Origin of the sequence: Pseudomonas sp. Pseusp16, assembly GCF_047324915.1 — a bacterium.
Lineage (GTDB): Bacteria > Pseudomonadota > Gammaproteobacteria > Pseudomonadales > Pseudomonadaceae > Aquipseudomonas > Aquipseudomonas fluorescens_CD.
The window spans coordinates 1,875,952-1,893,184 of the sequence record NZ_CP168522.1; the positions used below are offsets into that span (position 1 = coordinate 1,875,952).

Sequence of the window (17,233 nt, forward strand, 5' to 3'; positions counted from 1 at the left end):
TCGAGTCGTACACAAAATCTGTGAACACAGCTGAACCTGTGGGAGCGGGCTTGCTCCGGGCGGCGATCCGACGAAGAGGCCCTAAGTAGCGCTGAAATTTTTTTTGAACAAAAATGAAACCGGTTTCAGAGGTAAAAAAACAATGAACAAACCAGCCGTTTCCATCAGCCTCTCCAGCTACGGCGCCGACCTCGTGCGTCAACGCGGCCAGGGCAGCTTCATCGAAATTCTCGCCGCCGCCGGCGCCACGCGCATTGAGTGGCGCGAAGAATTACTGACCACCGAGGACCCCGCTCAACTGGCCGATGCCACTCAAGCAGAAGGCCTGGAGAGTGTGTATTCGTCGCCAATGGAATTGTGGCTGGCCGGGCAATCCTTGCCCAACTCCGAACTGATCACTGCCCTGCAACGCGCCCAGGCGTTCGGCGCCAAATGGCTGAAGGTGTCGCTGGGCTATTTCACCGACAACAGCGATCTGCAAACCCTCGCCCGCGTGCTGGGCGAAAGCGCCGTGCAGTTGCTGGTGGAAAACGACCAGACCCTGCACGGCGGGCGCATTGAACCCTTCCAGCGTTTTTTCGCGGAGGTCGAGCAGCACAAGCTGCCGATCAAAATGACCTTCGACATCGGCAATTGGCACTGGCAGGACCAGTCCGCCGCCAGCGCCGCGCGGTTGCTCGGTCGTCATGTCGGTTATGTGCACTGCAAAGCGGTCATGCGCCGTACCGACGGCAAACTGGTTGCCACTCCGCCCGCGGTCAGTGACCTGCAACAGTGGGAGTACCTGCTGCGGCACATGGCCCAAGGCGTTATGCGCGCCGCCGAATATCCGCTGCAAGGCGATGACCTGGTGCAACTGACCACCGAGCACGTCGCTGCCCTCGCCCACCTCGGCCAATCGCAGCTGGAGAGTGCTCATGTCTGAGATCGATATTCTGTCTTTCGGCGAAACCATGGCGATGTTCGTCGCCGAGCAGGCGGGTGACCTGGCCAGCGTCGGCGCCTTCCACAAACGCATTGCCGGGGCTGACAGCAACGTCGCCATTGGCCTTTCCCGACTGGGCTTCAACGTGGCATGGCTGAGCCGTGTCGGTGCCGATTCGTTGGGCCGGTTCGTGGTCGACACCCTGGAACAGGAAGGCCTGGATTGCCGCCACGTCGACATCGACACCGCCCACCCGACTGGTTTTCAACTCAAGTCCCGCACCGACGACGGCAGCGATCCGGTGGTCGAGTACTTCCGCCGTGGTTCGGCGGCCAGCCACCTGTCGCCGCACTCGATCGTGCCCGAATTGCTCAAGGCCCGGCACCTGCACGCCACCGGCATTCCCCCGGCGCTGTCGGAGTCGGCACGGCAGATGTCGTTCGAGTTGATGACCCGCATGCGCGAGGCCGGGCGCAGTGTGTCCTTCGACCCGAACCTGCGCCCGAGCCTGTGGGCCAGCGAGCAACAGATGATCACCGAGATCAACCGCCTCGCCGCCCTCGCCCACTGGGTGCTGCCGGGCTTGAGCGAAGGTCGCTTGCTCACGGGTTTCGAAGACCCGGCCGACATCGCCGCCTTCTACCTCGACCAGGGCGCCGAAGCCGTGGCGATCAAGCTTGGCCCACACGGGGCGTATTACCGCACGCAGCTGGATGAAGGCTTCGTGGCGGGCGTGCCTGTGGAGAAGGTGGTCGACACCGTGGGCGCCGGTGACGGGTTTGCCGTCGGCATGATCAGCGCGCTACTGGAAAACCACAGCATCGCCGACGCCGTGAAACGCGCCAACTGGATAGGCAGCCGTGCGGTGCAGAGTCGGGGGGATATGGAGGGGTTGCCTGCCCGGCCCGAAATGGCCAGCGAATTCGAGGCCGTCTTCGCGAGCAAGTCGGATCGCCGCACCGCCGCTCCCACATTGGAACGCGTTTCCCTGTGGGAGCGGGCTTGCTCGCGAATAGGCCAGAACAGTCACTGAAGATTTAGAACCGTTACCTGCTGCGACAAAAACAACAAGCTCAGGAGCACCACCATGAAAACCGCAACGCTCGCCACCCGCCGCTGGTGGTACATCATGCCCATCGTGTTCATCACCTATAGCCTGGCGTATCTGGACCGCGCCAACTATGGGTTTGCCGCCGCGTCCGGCATGGCGGCGGACCTGATGATCACACCAGGCCTGTCGTCGATGCTCGGCGCGCTGTTCTTCCTCGGCTACTTTTTCTTCCAGGTACCCGGCGCGATCTACGCGCAGAAACACAGTGTGAAGAAGCTGATTTTCGTCAGCCTGATCCTCTGGGGCAGCCTGGCGACGTTGACCGGGATCGTCTCCAATGCCTACTGGCTGATCGTCATCCGCTTCATGCTCGGCGTGGTCGAAGCGGCAGTGATGCCGGCGATGCTGATCTACCTGTGCCACTGGTTCACCCGCGCCGAACGCTCGCGGGCCAACACCTTCCTGATCCTCGGCAACCCGGTGACCATGCTCTGGATGTCGGTGGTCTCGGGCTATCTGGTGCAGCACTACAGCTGGCGCTGGATGTTCATCATCGAAGGTTTGCCGGCGGTATTGTGGGCATTCATCTGGTGGCGCCTGGCCGATGATCGTCCGTCACAAGCCAAGTGGCTCAACGATCAGGAAAAGCAGGACCTGGAATGCGCACTGGCCGCCGAACAGGTCGGCATCAAGGCCGTGAAGAACTACGCCGAAGCGTTCCGCTCCCCCAAAGTGATCATCCTCGCCCTGCAGTTTTTCTGCTGGAGCATTGGCGTGTACGGATTTGTGTTGTGGCTGCCGTCGATTCTCAAGGCTGGCGCGCAGATGGACATGGTCCAGGCCGGCTGGCTTTCGGCGCTGCCGTACCTGGCGGCGGTGATCGGCATGCTGCTGGTGTCCTGGGGTTCGGACAAGTTGCAAAAACGTAAACGTTTCGTCTGGCCGCCACTGCTGATTGCCTCGATTGCCTTCTATGGTTCCTACGCCCTGGGTGCCGAACACTTCTGGTGGTCCTACACCCTGCTGGTGATTGCCGGCGCCTGCATGTACGCGCCTTACGGACCGTTCTTCGCGATCATTCCGGAGATCCTCCCGGCCAACGTCGCGGGCGGCGCCATGGCGCTGATCAACAGCATGGGAGCGCTCGGTTCGTTTGGCGGCTCTTATCTGGTCGGTTACCTGAACAGCTCCACCGGCTCGCCCGGAGCTTCGTACCTTTTGATGAGCGGCGCGCTGATGTTCTCGGTGTTGCTGACCCTTTTCCTCAAGCCCGGCGCCAGCGATCGGGAGCGGCCCACGGCCCCGGTAACGCGCACCGCCACGGCACATTCCTGAATTGAAGCTGAGATCTCAAAGATGAAAAAGCAGGTCGTCCTGTACAAGAAACTCTCGCCGCTGCTGATGGCTCGCCTGCACGAGCAGACCGAAGTGACGCTGATCGAAAACCTTGATGCCTTGGGCCTGGCCAAACTGCGCGATGCCCTGCCCCGTGCCCATGGTTTGCTGGGTGCCAGCCTGAAGCTGGATGCCGGACTGCTCGATCTGGCACCCCACCTTGAAGCCATTGCCAGCGTTTCGGTGGGTGTCGACAACTACGACATCGACTACCTGACCGAGCGGCGCATCTTGCTCAGCAACACACCGGATGTATTGACGGAAACTACCGCCGACACTGGTTTCGCGCTGATCCTGGCAACGGCCCGGCGCGTCGTGGAACTGGCCAACATGATTCGCGAAGGCAAGTGGACCCGCAACATCGGCCCCGCGCATTTCGGCAGCGACGTGCACGGTAAAACCCTGGGCATCATTGGCATGGGTCGTATTGGCGAGGCACTGGCCCAACGCGGGCATTTCGGTTTCGGCATGCCGGTGATTTACCACAGCCAGTCACCGAAACCGGCGGTGGAACAGCGGTTCGATGCGCAGTACCGCAGCCTGCCGGAGTTGTTGCAACAGGCGGATTTCGTTTGCCTGACGCTGCCGCTGACCGCTGATACCGAAGGGCTGATCGGCGCAGAACAGTTCGCCCTGATGCGTCCCGAGACCATCTTCATCAATATTTCACGGGGCAAGGTGGTGGATGAAGCAGCGCTGATTGAAACCCTGCGTGCGGGCCGGATTCGCGCGGCGGGGCTGGATGTATTCGAACGCGAACCTTTGAATCCGGACTCGCCGTTGTTGCAGTTGAACAACGTGGTGGCGACTCCGCACATCGGCTCGGCCACTCATGAAACACGGGAGGCCATGGCCAGATGCGCGGTGGACAACCTGTTGGCGGCGCTGGCGGGTGAGCGACCGGTGAATCTGGTGAATGTCGGGGCGTGGAAGGGCTGAGGTATTCGGCGCTTTTCAGGCAGCCTTCGCGAGCAAGCCCGCTCCCACACTGGTTTTGTGTTCGACACAGATCAATGTGGGAGCGGGCTTGCTCCGGGCGGCGATCCGACGAAGAGGCCGGCACAGACCACCACAACCTTTCAGGCACGCCGTGCCTCCAGCAAATCCGTCGCACACCGTACGATCCGCCGACAAGCATCTGCCAGTTTCGGCCGGTCAACCACCAACCCGATGCGGATATGCCCCGCCGCACTCGGCCCGAACGCTTCACCGGCCAGCACCGACACACCATAGTCTTCCAGCAGTCGTTCGGCGAAGCGCTGGGCCGACAAACCGGTCTGGCGCACATCGACCATCACGAACATACCGCCATCCGGGCGAATTGGCCTGAGGCCCTGACATTGGCCCAGACTTGCACACACCAGGTCTCGACGCTGACGATACTCTTCGCGCATCGAGGCCACTTCCGGCAGGTCCCGGTCCAGCGCCAATTGCGCGGCGTTCTGCACGAAATCCGGAATGCCGAACAACATGCTGAGCGACAAATTGACCAGGTGCCCGGCCATGGGTTTGGGCCCGACCACCCAGCCTACCCGCCAGCCGCTCATGGCGTGGGACTTGGACAGGCTGTTGATCGTCGCCGTCCGTTCGGCCATGCCCGGCAGGCTCGCCGGACTGATGTGCTCGCCCTCGTACAGCAGATCGCTGTAGACCTCGTCACTGATCAGCCACAAATCATGATGAATGCACAGCGCGGCCAGGTCTTGCCAGGTGGCCAGTGGCAAACTGGCGCCGGATGGATTGTTCGGACTGTTGAGCAGGATGGCGCGTGTTTTTGCCGTGATCCGGGCCGCGACATCCGCCGGGTCGACGCGAAACCCGTTCTGCGGGCGCACGGGCACCGGCACCACGGTGGCCGCACAGGCGCCGATCACGCCTTCATAGGTCACGTACATCGGCTCGGCGACAATCACTTCATCGCCCGGATCGAGCAGGCATTGCGCCACCGAATACACCGCGCACTGCGCGCCCGGAAAGACGATCACATGTTCAGCATCCACCACCTGACCGCTGCGGTGCCGATGCCGACGGGCAATGCTGTCGCGCAGCCCTCGGCTGCCGCGCACTTCAGGATAGTGCGTATCACCGGCCAACAGGCTGGCGATGGCGGCCTGGACGATAGGTTGCGGCGTATCGAAGTCCGGGTCGCCAATTGACAACAGCAGGACGTCGACGCCCTGTTCGCGCAATTGCAGCGCTCGATCGTGAATCTGCCAGGCCGCCGCTCCGTCACCGGCGATTCGTTGGGTCAAGGCTGAATAGCGCATGTCTGTCTCCTGTCGCGCGGGTGCTCCCAGCCACAACCCTATCTCAAATCACGAAACGCGCCACCATGGCGTTCAAATCCACCGCCAGGCGCGACAATTCGTGGGTCGCTGCACTGGTCTGATTGGCACCGGCGGCGGACTGGGTAGCAAGGTCGCGAATGTTCACCAGATTGCGATCCACCTCACGGGACACCTGGGCCTGTTCTTCGGATGCACTGGCGATCACCAGGTTGCGTTCGTTGATCAAGTGGATCGACTGGGTGATCTGTTCCAGGGCAATGCCGGCGGCGCGGGCCATTTCCAGTGTGGTCTGTGTACGTTGATTGCTTTGTTGCATCGACGACACCGCCTGGCCAGTACCGTTCTGAATGCCGGCGACCATTTTTTCGATTTCCTGGGTCGACTGTGCCGTGCGATGGGCCAGCGCCCGCACCTCGTCGGCGACCACGGCAAATCCGCGCCCGGCCTCACCGGCCCGGGCAGCTTCGATGGCGGCGTTGAGCGCCAACAGGTTGGTCTGTTCCGCAATGGCGCGGATCACGTCGAGCACTTTGCCGATGTCACGGCCCTGGGTCGCCAAGCCTTCAATCATCAATGCCGTGTTCTGCACGTCATGGGTCATGGTCTGGATCGCATCGACGGTTTCCACCACACGGTCACGACCTTCCCGGGCAGCCTGGGTCGACTGGTTCGAGGCTTCTGAAGTGGATACCGCGTTGCGTGCAACTTCCTCCACGGCGGCAGTCATTTCATTGACGGCGGTAGCGGCCTGTTCGATTTCGTTGTTCTGCTGTTGCAGACCGCGAGAGGCTTCCTGAGTGACGGTGCTCAGTTCTTCGGCGGCGGCTCCCAGTTGGGTAGCGGAACCGGCGATCTGCTCGATGGTTTTGCGCAGGCTGGTCTGCATGCTGGACAAAGCGCCAAGCAAGCGCGCCGGCTCATCCTTGCCGTCCACTTCGATGGCATTGGTCAGGTTGCCCCCGGCGATGGTAACGGCGATCTGCAGCGCGCGGTTGAGCGGCGTGACGATGCTGCGGGTCAGCAGCAATGCCAACAACACGGTCATCAGTGCCGCGATCACCGCGACCACAATGATGCCGGTGATGGCGTTGTTGTATTGCTCGCCCGCCTCGGCCAACGCGCGCTGGGCGTAGTCGGTATTGAGGGCCACCAGTTTGTTGAGCTGCTCGCCCATCTGGTCGGTGCCGTCCTTGATCCGCGTGTTGATCAGGCTGCGCATCTCATCGAGCCTGTTTGCACGCGACAGCTCCATCATTTGGCTCTGGGCCTGCATGTAGTTGTCGAGGGTGGCGGTGAAGGTCTTGTACAGCGCGGCTTCTTCCGGTTGGGCGGGCAGCGCGGCATAACTTTGCCGGGCACTTCGCAGTTTGTCGGTGAGCACGCCGATACGGGTCTGGGCTTCCTGCAACGCGGCCGGGTCACGGTTGACCAGGATGCGGAACGAGAGGATGCGCATGCGCAGGACGTTTTCGGTCATGTTGCCCAGGAAGCCGACACTGGGCAGTTGCGTGGCCCCCATGTCCACGGATGCCTGGCGGATGATACTCATGCGATTGACGGCAAACACACCCAGCACGATGACCAGCAAGGCGATGAAGGCAAACCCCAGGAAAGCTCGAGGCGCGATGTTCAGATGACGCAGGGACATAGGACGATACTCGGGTGATTGAGGCTTCGAGCGTCCTTGCCATGATCACTGGCGGGCAGGCGTTGAGGCGCGCCGGTCAGTCGGGCGACACTGTTTTTTTAGGTGTGTGTGTGCGCCTGATCGTTGTATCGGCAGGGCTTGAGGGTTTTTGCAGGGGGGGTGGCAGAAATTTTTTTTGCCTACTGCAGGAGCGAGCTTGCTCGCGATGGACTTCAACGATGACGCGGGATGCCTGGGTGAACTCGGCGTCCTCATGTCCATCGCGAGCAAGCTCGCTCCTACAAAACGCGGGTGTGTTCAGGTTCTACGCGAGGCCACTCGCCAGACCCGGGCGATATCGCTCGCCCGCTCGCGCAGCAACTGCGGTGCTTCGCTGCAGGCCTTGGCCAGGGTCATCGGCCCACTGGCCAGGGCGAACGCGGCGTCGATGCCGTGTTCGTACAGCGTTTGATATCCCTCGCCCAGGGTGCCGGCGATGACGATCACCGGCACGCCTTGTTGCCGGGCAATGCGCGCCACACCAAAAGGCGTTTTCCCGCGCAGGGTCTGGGCATCGAAACGGCCTTCGCCGGTGATGACCAGATTAGCGTTTTGCACTGCGTCGGCCAAGCCAACCAGTTCGGCGACTACTTCAACCCCCGCCTTGAACTTCGCACCGAGAAAGGCCTTGGCCGCAAAGCCCAGACCACCCGCCGCACCACTGCCCGGCTCGTCACGCACATCCTTGTTCAGGACGTTGACGCAGTGATCGGCAAAGCGCCCGAGGGCGTGATCCAGTAACTGAACCTGTTCAGGGGAGGCGCCTTTTTGCGGGCCGAAAATCGCCGAAGCGCCGTGGGGGCCGCACAACGGGTTGTTGACGTCAGCGGCGATGTCGAAGCGTACCCGGGCCAGGCGCGGATCAATGTCGCTCAGGTCGATGCGAGCCAATTGCGCAAGGGCGAGACCGCCCGGTGACAGCGTCTGCCCCTGAGCGTCGAGCAGTTTCACGCCCAGGGCCTGCATGGCGCCGGCGCCGCCGTCATTGGTCGCACTGCCGCCAATCGCCAGGATCACCCGTTGTGCACCGGCCTCCAGCGCGGCGCGGATCAGTTGCCCGGTACCGAAGGTGCTGCTGATGCACGCATCCCGTTGAGCCAGCGGGACCAACTGCAAACCGCTGGCCTCGGCCATTTCGATGATCGCGGTGTGGCTCTGCGGCAACCAGCCCCAGGCGGCATCCACCATGGTCCCCAGCGGCCCGCGAACCACCGAGCGGCGCAATTCGCCTTCACACGCGGCAAGAATCGACTCGACAGTCCCTTCCCCGCCGTCTGCCATCGGGCATTTGATCAGTTGGGCATCAGGCCAGACCTGCGCCAATCCCAAGGCAATGGCGTCGGCCACGCCTTGAGCGCTGAGGCTGTCCTTGAACGAATCGGGGGCGATCACGATTTTCATGGGAATTCTCCAGTTCCAATGTCCACATGCTGCCAGCCGCCATGAACAATAACGCCGGTCCGCTGCACAAACGGCGATGAGGATTATTGTTCATTTCCACAAAACCCGTTGCAGACGTTTCACCTGTAGGAGCGAGCTTGCTCGCGATGGAGGGTAACGATGACGCGGGAAATCAGACTTACCGCGGCGTCCTCTGGTTTTTCGCGAGCAAGCTCGCTCCTACAGGGGGATTTTGTCGCTCACGAAATTGAGTCTGACTCGGGCAGCAGTTGCACGCCCAGATACAACGCGAGCATGCCGTCCAGTCGCAACGGATCAACCCCGCTCAGCTCGGCAATCCGCTCCATGCGATAACGCAGGCTGTTGCGATGAATCCCCAGGGCATCGGCGCAAGCCTGGCTCTGGCCGTCGTGTTCACACCAGCTGCGCAGGGTCGCCAGCAACTGACCGTTGCTGTCCTTGGCAATGACCTTGCGCAGCGGGTTGAGCAATTCATCGAGGGCGTCGTCGTTGCGATGGCGCCAAAGCATCACCGGCAGCCGATAGCGGTTCAGCGTCAACAACCGGGACCGTGGCAACACCTCGCGCCCGTAGGCCAGCAAGTCACCGACCCGACGATAGCAGCGACGTAATCCCGCCAACCCGTCGGCTTGTCCACCCACGGCGATGCGCAGGATGTTCCAGCCCAGGCCGTCGAGTTTGTCCAGCAAGCGCTCGTTCTCGACCGACTGGCTGGCCGGCCGGCACCAGAGCAATGAGGTTTTGGCCGAGCTCACGCACCAACTGTCGGGATGACGGCTCGTCAACCAGGCACTCAGTGCCTCGACGGTTTGTCCTGGTGCGTGTTCCAGGCCCAGTTCGAACAAGTACGGCACCCGGGTCATTTGTGGCTTGAGGCCCAACTGCTGCGCTTCATCGACCAGTCGTGGAGAGTCCCCGGCTTCGCTCAGCAGCAGCGCCAGCAAATCATCGCAACGCTGGCGCCGCCATTGCTGCTCGGCCTGCTGGTTGCGCTGGCCCACCAGCATCTCGGCGGTCATGCGCACCAGTTCGGCATAGGTGCGCAGTTGTTCGGGCTCACCGGTGATCCCCAGCACGCCGATCAGGCGCTGATCCAGCAACAGCGGCAGGTTGATGCCCGGCTGCACGCCCTTGAGATGAATCGCCGTCTGCGCATCGATCTCCACCACGCGACCGTTGGCCAGGACCAGTTGCGCACCTTCATGCCGGGTGTTGACCCGCTCCGGCTCCCCGCTGCCCAGGATCAAGCCCTGGCTGTCCATGACGTTGACGTTGTACGGCAGAATGGCCATCGCCCGGTCGACGATGTCCTGGGCCAGGTCGTGATCGAGTTCGAACATAGCGAGGATCCTTGAAACAGTGGTGGAACGGGTTGTTCACCCGCACAGGCCTTGGTGGCAAACCCTGTGCTCAGGCACAAAGACAGCCACCCTGAGGGTGGTCGAGACTCTCAGGGCGATCAACGTTACCCTTTGCATCGCAAAAAATCATAATAAAGAGAGAGCCGCCATGACACAGAGCGCCATAGCGTCCGACGCCATCGCTGACGATAAAAACGCCGTCTACAAGCGCATCACCCTGCGTTTGATCCCCTTCATTTTCATCTGCTACCTGTTCAACTACCTCGACCGGGTAAACGTTGGATTTGCAAAGCTGCAGATGCTCGACGCGCTGAAATTCAGCGAAACCGTATACGGCCTCGGTGCCGGCATCTTCTTTATCGGTTACGTACTGTGCGGCGTGCCAAGCAACCTTGCCCTGACCAAATTCGGCCCGCGACGCTGGATCGCGCTGATGATGATCGTCTGGGGCACACTGTCGACCTGCCTGCTGTTCGTCTCCACGCCGAACGAGTTCTACACCTTGCGCCTGTTCACCGGCGCCGCCGAAGCCGGATTCTTCCCGGGTGTGGTGCTGTACCTCTCGCAGTGGTTCCCGACCTTCCGCCGTGGCCGCATCATGGCGCTGTTCATGTCGGCGATCCCGGTATCCGGCCTGCTCGGCAGTCCGCTCTCCGGCTGGATCCTCAATCACTTCGCCGCGGGCCAGGGTGGTTTGGCGGGCTGGCAGTGGATGTTCCTGCTGCAAGGCATTCCGACCGTGATCCTCGGTACGCTGGCTTATTTCCTGCTCAGCGACAGTTACGCCAATGCGAAATGGCTGACCCCATTCGAGCGTTCGGTGCTGGAAGCCGACCACGCCGAAGACCGCGCCAACAAACCGAAAACCACGACCGATTCGCTACTGGCGGTATTCAAGAACCCGGCGATCTGGGCCTTCGGCCTGATCTACTTCTGCATCCAGAGTGGCGTCTATGCGATCAACTTCTGGTTGCCATCGATCATCAAGAACCTGGGCTTCAGCGATAACCTGGTGATCGGCTGGCTGAGTGCAATTCCGTACCTGCTGGCAGCGCTGTTCATGTTGTTTGTCGGTCGCTCGGCGGACCTGCGCAAAGAGCGCCGCTGGCATTTGGTGGTGCCGATGTTGATGGGCGCGCTGGGGCTGCTGATTGCGGTGAACTTCGCCGCCAACCCGGCCATCGCGATTCTCGGCCTGACCATCGCCACCATGGGCGCCCTCACCGGCCTGCCGATGTTCTGGCCGGTGCCAACCGCCCTGCTCAGTGCGGGTGCTGCCGCCGGTGGCCTGGCGCTGATCAACTCGATGGGGCAAATGGCCGGCTTCCTCAGCCCGTACCTGGTGGGTTGGGTCAAGGACAGCACCGGTTCGACCGATGCGGCGCTGTATCTGTTGGCGGGTGTGATTGTCTGCGGCAGTTTGCTGGCGTTGCGTATGACCCGGACCCTGCGAGTTTAAGAGACTCGCTTTCGCCGGGTGAAAATCACTTCACGGCAAGTAAGAAAATTCCTACTTGCCTTGAAGGTGACTCCTACATTAATCAATTTTGAGAGGCGATAGTCTTGCGTCGCCTCATTTCTCCCAACCGTAACGGTTCATTTGAGAGAGGCACAAAAAAACTAAAAAGAGGATGTATTTCAGTGAGCGCGCTTTCCGCAAAAAAAATCCTATTGTCGCTGTCGATAGCCTGCATACCGCTAACAGGGTTTGCTGCCACCCCAACCAACTCGATCATTGGCAATCCGATCATTGTCGACCCGAACATCGGCAGCCCTAACCCTGGCAACCCGAACTTTGGCAGTTCAGTATCCAAACCCTTTCACGTCTCCTGCTCGACTGGCAACTTCACCGGGGAAGCCAAAGGGCATTACTTTAATTATGGCAGCAGCAAAAGTGTCTACTTGAAAGAGTACCGAATCACTAAACACAACGGCCAATCGGGTGGTAACAAAGCAAACGTGAACCTGGTTGTGGCCAACTTCAATGGTGGAGGGAGCAAAGAGGTCAAGTCTCCCGACAGAATGAAGCAGGACGGTCAGTGGAATGCTCAAGACCTGAGTGTGATGCACGCTCCTTGGAGTTCCGCACAGATCCGGGTTGAGTTTATTTTTGATAAATCCGGGTCGGACCCACGCTGTACTAGTCGAACCAACATTTAAAGTTTCAAGGGCAATATCTTCATACGATTTGGCGCGTAGTTGAATCCCTCTACCGCTCGCGCAAATCCGCTGTCTGCGTTGCTCGCCGACAACTTATACGGCGAGCAACTTCATTACTTTCAAAGAATCCTTAACAAACCAGCTAGCCTGCCATTAAGATTTTTGAGATTTTCGGCTTTCCTCAATCAACAACTCAAAATAAACCCACCCTCCCACACAATCAATTAAATGAACAACACCACCATTGAAAGCCTCATTAGCCTCAAGGGCATCAATAAAGGTTATAAAATAAACAACAATTACCTGCCCATCCTTCAAGATGTATTTTTGACCATAAAAACAGGCGAAAGCTGTGCTCTCTTGGGAGCTTCGGGATCAGGTAAAAGCACACTGCTGAATATTCTCGGGTTACTGGACTCAGTTGATGCCGGTGAGTATCGCTTCGCCGGTCACGATGTATGCTCCGCTACCCCCGATGAACTGGCAGCCATTCGCAATCAACAGATCGGATTTGTCTTTCAGAGTTTCAACCTGATACCGCGCCTTAACGCTATCGAAAACGTGGCATTGCCACTAAGGTATCGCTCAATGAAGCCTGGTGATGCGCGACAACGAGCGCAGCAAATGCTCGCAGAGGTCGGTCTGGAACAGCGAGCTCATCATCGCCCGGCAGACTTGTCGGGTGGTCAGCGACAACGACTGGCGATTGCGCGGGCACTTGTAGGTCAACCCTCCTTGATACTGGCTGACGAACCCACCGGCAACCTCGACCCTGGCACGGCTGATGACATCATGGACCTGTTGATTTCGCTCAACCGGGCACATGACGTAACGCTTGTCGTGGTCACCCACGATTCGGCGATCGCCAGGCGCCTGAATCGGCAGATTCGCGTTACTAACGGTGCTGTACAGGAACTCTGTCCTTGTCCCGCGTGATGCCGGGTCGCGGACGAAGCGCACTTCTGCTGATGCATGACGTCAGCTCCAGCCTCCGCACGCTGGGCAAGCGTTCGGTTCTCGCGCTGCTGGGGATCGCCATTGGCAGTTCGTCGGTGGTTGCCATGATCAACATCGCAAGTAACGCCGCCGAAGAAGCATCAATGATTTTCAAAGGAATGGGAGTTAACACGTTCGTGGCCCATCTATCCACGGCGAACGAAAAACGGACACCTGCTTACGCGACCTTTGATGCCGGGCAATTTCGCAAGGCAGTACCCAATCTTCTGAACATTGCACCGACCGCGTACGTCGGAGCTTCGGTGGTATTCAAGGGGCGCAGTCTGAACGCCGACCTGATTGGCAGCACAGGCGAGTTGATGGATGCCATGGATTTAACACTCCGCGCGGGGCGCTTCATGTCCGAATTCGATCAGGGTGAAACTTACGTGGTGGTTGGACACTCACTCGCCGAGACCCTGGGAGCGGCCGATGAACCACTGCGTACAGGGGACCGGATTCGCATCAACAATTACCTGTTTCAGGTGATCGGCATTCTGCAGGACAGGCCCGATACCCTGCTCATTCCAATCAGGGCCAATGACTCCTTGTTCCTTACCTTGAACGGCATGCGCCGAATCAGCCCTTTGGCACAAATACGTAACGTGATTATCCGGGTCTCCCCCGATCAGGAGATCAACGCGGCTGCTACAGCATTAGTCGACCCTTTGAAACAGTTGCCAGGCGTAACAGATGTCGCAATGTTGCTCCCGCATCAGCTCATGGATGGAATGTCGCGTCAAAACCGTACCTTCGCTTACTTGTTGTTGGCGCTTGGGGCAATTTCTTTGGTGGGAGGCGGTACCGGCGTGATGAACGTCATGCTGATGAACGTGACTCAAAGACGACGAGAGATCGGCGTTCGCATGGCGCTGGGCGCATGTCGGCGGGACATTCGCAATCTTTTCATGCTGGAGGCGATCACACTGACCGCCGTGGGCGCCTTTTGCGGTGGAGTCCTGGGCATCGGCTTCGCATTCATGTACGCCCATTTGTCTGACTGGACGTTTTTCCTCGCACCTGCTGCACTACCGCTCGGCGTCATCAGCACCCTGGGGGTGGGTGTATTTTTTGGTCTGTATCCGGCCGTACTGGCTTCTCGGCTGCAACCGGTTGAGGCGTTGCGCGATGAGTAGCGGACGAGCCTTGATGGTCACCCTGCTTTGCCTTTTTACCCAGAGCGGCAAAGCGTCAATGGAAATCACCCGACAGCTGTCGGCGCCGACGTTACACGACGGCCACTCTCGCAGTGCACTGTTGAGCCAGCAGGCGACACACATATCCTTGGGCGACGCCGTGTATCTCGGATTGCGCAATCATCGCGGAATTCGAAGTGCTTATCTGCAACGCGTGGGACAGAAATTCGACTTGCGCGTGGCCAAGGATGCGTTCAGTCCGAAGCTGTTGCTCAAGGGACACTACACAGATAACCAGGGCAGCGAAGACCGGGCCCGAAAGACGTCGCTATCCCCCAGTGTCAGTTTGCTTGGCGAATACGGTACGCGTCTGAGCGTGAGCTGGACCCGACAGCTGAATGATGCCGAGCGTGCAGGCCGCTTTCGCGGCGACGGCCTGGAGATGACGTTGATTCAGCCACTTCTGCGGGGTGCGGGGCGGGATGTCTCCACTGCCCCCCTGCGCCTGGAACAACTCAAGGAGCAAGCGAACCGCCTGAATCTCAAGACCAGCGTCTCCCAGGCAATTGTCGACATCATCACGACCTACCGCGAACTGCTCAGGTCGCAAGAGCAACTTGCCATTGTTCAGGAGGCGCTCAGGCGAACGCGATCGCTGCTGGATGTGAACAAGGCGTTGATCACTGCCGGGCGAATGGCCGAGTTCGAAATCGTCCAGACCGAAGCCGAAATTGCTGTGCAGGAAATGGACGTCGAAGAAGCACAGAATCAGGTGCACATCAGTCGTCTGGATCTTCTGCGTCTGCTGGCTCTGGACTTGTCTACCCCACTCCACGCCAGCGAAGTGCTGGAGGCATTCCGCATCACGATCGACCAGCCGGAAGCTCTGCGCCTGGCACAGATTCAGCAACCGCAATATTTATCCATGCTGCTCGGCAGCCATCAGGCCGATCTGAACCTGCTCATCGCCAAAGACCAGGCGCGTTGGGATGTCTCGTTGGTGGCCGGCGCCACTCAGATTCATGGTCGCTATGACAACGGCATCGGTTCCGGAAGAAACTGGGATAGCTACGCCGGTGTGCAACTGGAAATCCCCATAGGTGCCCTCAGTACCCGCCAGGCCGAGATTCACGCGCATATCAATTTGCAGACGCAGGAAATCAATCTGGCAGACGCTCGCCAGGAACTGGAGCGCGACGTCAATAACGCAGTGCGTGAGCTCGGCACACGCTGGCGCCAATATGAAATTGCGCAGCGAGCCACCGAACTGTCCAGACGCAAGCTTGAAATCGAACAGGAAAAACTCAACGCCGGGCGCTCCAGCAACTTTCAGATCATCAGCTTTGAGAGCGATCTGCGAAACGCCGAAAATGCTCGTCTGAGTGCATTGATCTCGTATTTGAACGCCCAGACCCAACTCGACCTGACCCTCGGCATGACCCTGGAAAGCTGGGAGATTGCACTCAATGACGTCTGATAACAAAGCCCCAGTCATTTGGTACTCAAGTCGCTTTGTCTGGGTTGCTCTGTCGATATCGTTGGTCCTGGCAGGCATCGCGATCATCAATGTGCAAGCATGGATTGTCAGCAGACCCGATGGTGAAAACTGGGTGAGCATACGCAACGAATCACTGGTTCACAAAATCGGCCTGGCAGGAACAATAGAGCCCAATAAGACTGTCCTTCTGACCGCGCCATTTGAAGGCAACATTCAAACAATCCGGGTGGGGCAAGGACAGCGGGTGCACCAAGGCCAGACACTGTTGACCATGGACCCTGCTTCCATCGAATCGCAGCTGCGCGATGCCCTTTCGGCGCAGCTCAAGGCGCAGCGTACTGCCCGGGAGCTGACAGATTGGGAGAACAGTGCGCAAGTCGCACGGGCACGCCGAACAGTCCGTACGGCCGAAATAGCCGTGAGCAATCTGCAGCGCCGGCTTGGCGACACTCAGCGACTATTGAAGCGCGGCATCATTGCGCGCAGCGAGCTGGACGATTTGAATCAGCAGATGCAGATGCACGAGCTTGAACTGGTGGCAGCTCAAAACGAGTTGCAACACGTATTGGATGAGGGGGCTGGCGAGCATCGGCGAGTGGCAGAAATGGAACTGAAGAATGCCACAGTCAGGTACGAAGGATTGCAAGCGTTGCTCGCTGACCAGAACATCCTCGCACCTTTCACCGGAGTGGTCGTGCCTGCCCGTACTTCGCAACTCCCCGGTGCAATCTCACTCGGGCCTTTGCAGGCAGGGGCCAGACTCAGTCAGGGACAAGCGTTGTTCGGACTCGCCGATATCGAGCATCTGAAAATCGTGGCCTCGGTATCGGAGCTCGACATCAATCAGTTACATCCGGGACAAGAGGTCGAGATAGAGGGCGATGGTTTCGAGGGCGAACGCCTGAAGGGCACAGTGCAGGTGGTCAGCAGCCTGGCCGAACCGAGCGACGAATCAAGCGGCGGTGCGAGTTTCTCGGTAACTCTGTCAGTCTCGAAATTGACCCCTGAACAGATGCAACGTGTCCGGCTGGGCATGAGCGCACGCCTGGCCATCATCACTTACCGCAATGAGCAGGCGATCATTATCCCGCCGCAGGCAATCCGCCTGGAGGGTCTGAGCAAAGTTGTGGATTATCGGGAGGCAATGGATCGCCCCATCCAGCAAATCCCAGTCTCCACCGGACGATCAACCCTCGATGGTGTAGAGGTCTTTGGGCTGCTGCCGGGATTCATTCGCCTGGGGAACCAGGGCAATCCGTTGTAAGCCGCCCTGATTCAGATTGCCCCGAAAGGCGTTTCTGGTATTTGATTGAG

14 protein-coding genes are annotated in these 17,233 nt (G+C 59.6%); 10 read left to right on the forward strand and 4 right to left on the reverse strand.

Annotation, left to right across the window (positions count from 1 at the left end; all coding sequences use genetic code 11):
* The first annotated feature begins 142 nt into the window (after window positions 1–142).
* Genes ACEN8Q_RS08245 through ACEN8Q_RS08260 form a run of 4 tightly spaced genes read left to right on the forward strand, consistent with a single transcriptional unit; the run spans window position 143 to window position 4,310 of the window.
* Window positions 143–925 carry a sugar phosphate isomerase/epimerase family protein gene (locus ACEN8Q_RS08245; protein ID WP_413425639.1) on the forward strand — a complete coding sequence of 261 codons (783 nt, stop codon included), beginning with the start codon at window positions 143–145 and terminating at the stop codon, window positions 923–925.
* Entirely contained in the window at window positions 918–1,958 is a 1,041-nt protein-coding gene (locus ACEN8Q_RS08250) for a sugar kinase (RefSeq protein ID WP_413704939.1), read from the forward strand. Before ACEN8Q_RS08245 ends, ACEN8Q_RS08250 begins: the two co-directional genes overlap by 8 nt.
* Window positions 1,959–2,012: 54 nt before the next feature.
* Window positions 2,013–3,311, forward strand: a complete 1,299-nt coding sequence (locus tag ACEN8Q_RS08255) for an MFS transporter (RefSeq protein WP_413425635.1) — start codon at window positions 2,013–2,015, stop codon at window positions 3,309–3,311.
* Window positions 3,312–3,332: 21 nt separating this feature from the next.
* On the forward strand, window positions 3,333–4,310 hold the full coding sequence (locus tag ACEN8Q_RS08260; protein WP_413425633.1) for a 2-hydroxyacid dehydrogenase: 978 nt from the start codon (window positions 3,333–3,335) through the stop codon (window positions 4,308–4,310).
* A 140-nt stretch (window positions 4,311–4,450) separates the two neighbouring features.
* Here ACEN8Q_RS08260 and ACEN8Q_RS08265 read toward each other — a convergent pair whose 3' ends face one another.
* The 4 genes from ACEN8Q_RS08265 to ACEN8Q_RS08280 form a co-directional block, all read right to left on the reverse strand.
* Window positions 4,451–5,638 carry a pyridoxal phosphate-dependent aminotransferase gene (locus ACEN8Q_RS08265; RefSeq protein ID WP_413425631.1) on the reverse strand — a complete coding sequence of 396 codons (1,188 nt, stop codon included), beginning with the start codon at window positions 5,636–5,638 and terminating at the stop codon, window positions 4,451–4,453.
* 43 nt (window positions 5,639–5,681) lie between these two features.
* Window positions 5,682–7,307 carry a methyl-accepting chemotaxis protein gene (locus ACEN8Q_RS08270; RefSeq protein WP_413704940.1) on the reverse strand — a complete coding sequence of 542 codons (1,626 nt, stop codon included), beginning with the start codon at window positions 7,305–7,307 and terminating at the stop codon, window positions 5,682–5,684.
* 297 nt (window positions 7,308–7,604) lie between these two features.
* Complete coding sequence (locus ACEN8Q_RS08275; RefSeq protein WP_413704941.1) at window positions 7,605–8,747, reverse strand: glycerate kinase; 1,143 nt, start codon at window positions 8,745–8,747, stop codon at window positions 7,605–7,607.
* A 239-nt stretch (window positions 8,748–8,986) separates the two neighbouring features.
* On the reverse strand, window positions 8,987–10,108 hold the full coding sequence (locus ACEN8Q_RS08280; RefSeq protein WP_413425623.1) for a sugar diacid recognition domain-containing protein: 1,122 nt from the start codon (window positions 10,106–10,108) through the stop codon (window positions 8,987–8,989).
* A 169-nt stretch (window positions 10,109–10,277) separates the two neighbouring features.
* Between ACEN8Q_RS08280 and ACEN8Q_RS08285 the strand changes: the two genes are divergently transcribed.
* From ACEN8Q_RS08285 to ACEN8Q_RS08310, 6 genes are all read left to right on the forward strand, one after another.
* The gene (locus tag ACEN8Q_RS08285; protein ID WP_413425621.1) at window positions 10,278–11,588 is read left to right on the forward strand and encodes an MFS transporter; all 1,311 of its coding nucleotides are present in this window, start codon (window positions 10,278–10,280) and stop codon (window positions 11,586–11,588) included.
* Window positions 11,589–11,692: 104 nt separating this feature from the next.
* On the forward strand, window positions 11,693–12,289 hold the full coding sequence (locus tag ACEN8Q_RS08290) for a hypothetical protein (protein ID WP_413704942.1): 597 nt from the start codon (window positions 11,693–11,695) through the stop codon (window positions 12,287–12,289).
* Window positions 12,290–12,517: 228 nt separating this feature from the next.
* On the forward strand, window positions 12,518–13,225 hold the full coding sequence (locus ACEN8Q_RS08295) for an ABC transporter ATP-binding protein (protein WP_413425617.1): 708 nt from the start codon (window positions 12,518–12,520) through the stop codon (window positions 13,223–13,225).
* Window positions 13,225–14,421, forward strand: a complete 1,197-nt coding sequence (locus ACEN8Q_RS08300; protein ID WP_413425699.1) for an ABC transporter permease — start codon at window positions 13,225–13,227, stop codon at window positions 14,419–14,421. The genes ACEN8Q_RS08295 and ACEN8Q_RS08300 overlap by 1 nt, the downstream gene beginning before the upstream one ends.
* The gene (locus tag ACEN8Q_RS08305) at window positions 14,414–15,898 is read left to right on the forward strand and encodes a TolC family protein (protein WP_413704943.1); all 1,485 of its coding nucleotides are present in this window, start codon (window positions 14,414–14,416) and stop codon (window positions 15,896–15,898) included. Before ACEN8Q_RS08300 ends, ACEN8Q_RS08305 begins: the two co-directional genes overlap by 8 nt.
* On the forward strand, window positions 15,888–17,183 hold the full coding sequence (locus ACEN8Q_RS08310) for an efflux RND transporter periplasmic adaptor subunit (RefSeq protein ID WP_413425613.1): 1,296 nt from the start codon (window positions 15,888–15,890) through the stop codon (window positions 17,181–17,183). The genes ACEN8Q_RS08305 and ACEN8Q_RS08310 overlap by 11 nt, the downstream gene beginning before the upstream one ends.
* Window positions 17,184–17,233 lie beyond the last annotated feature (50 nt).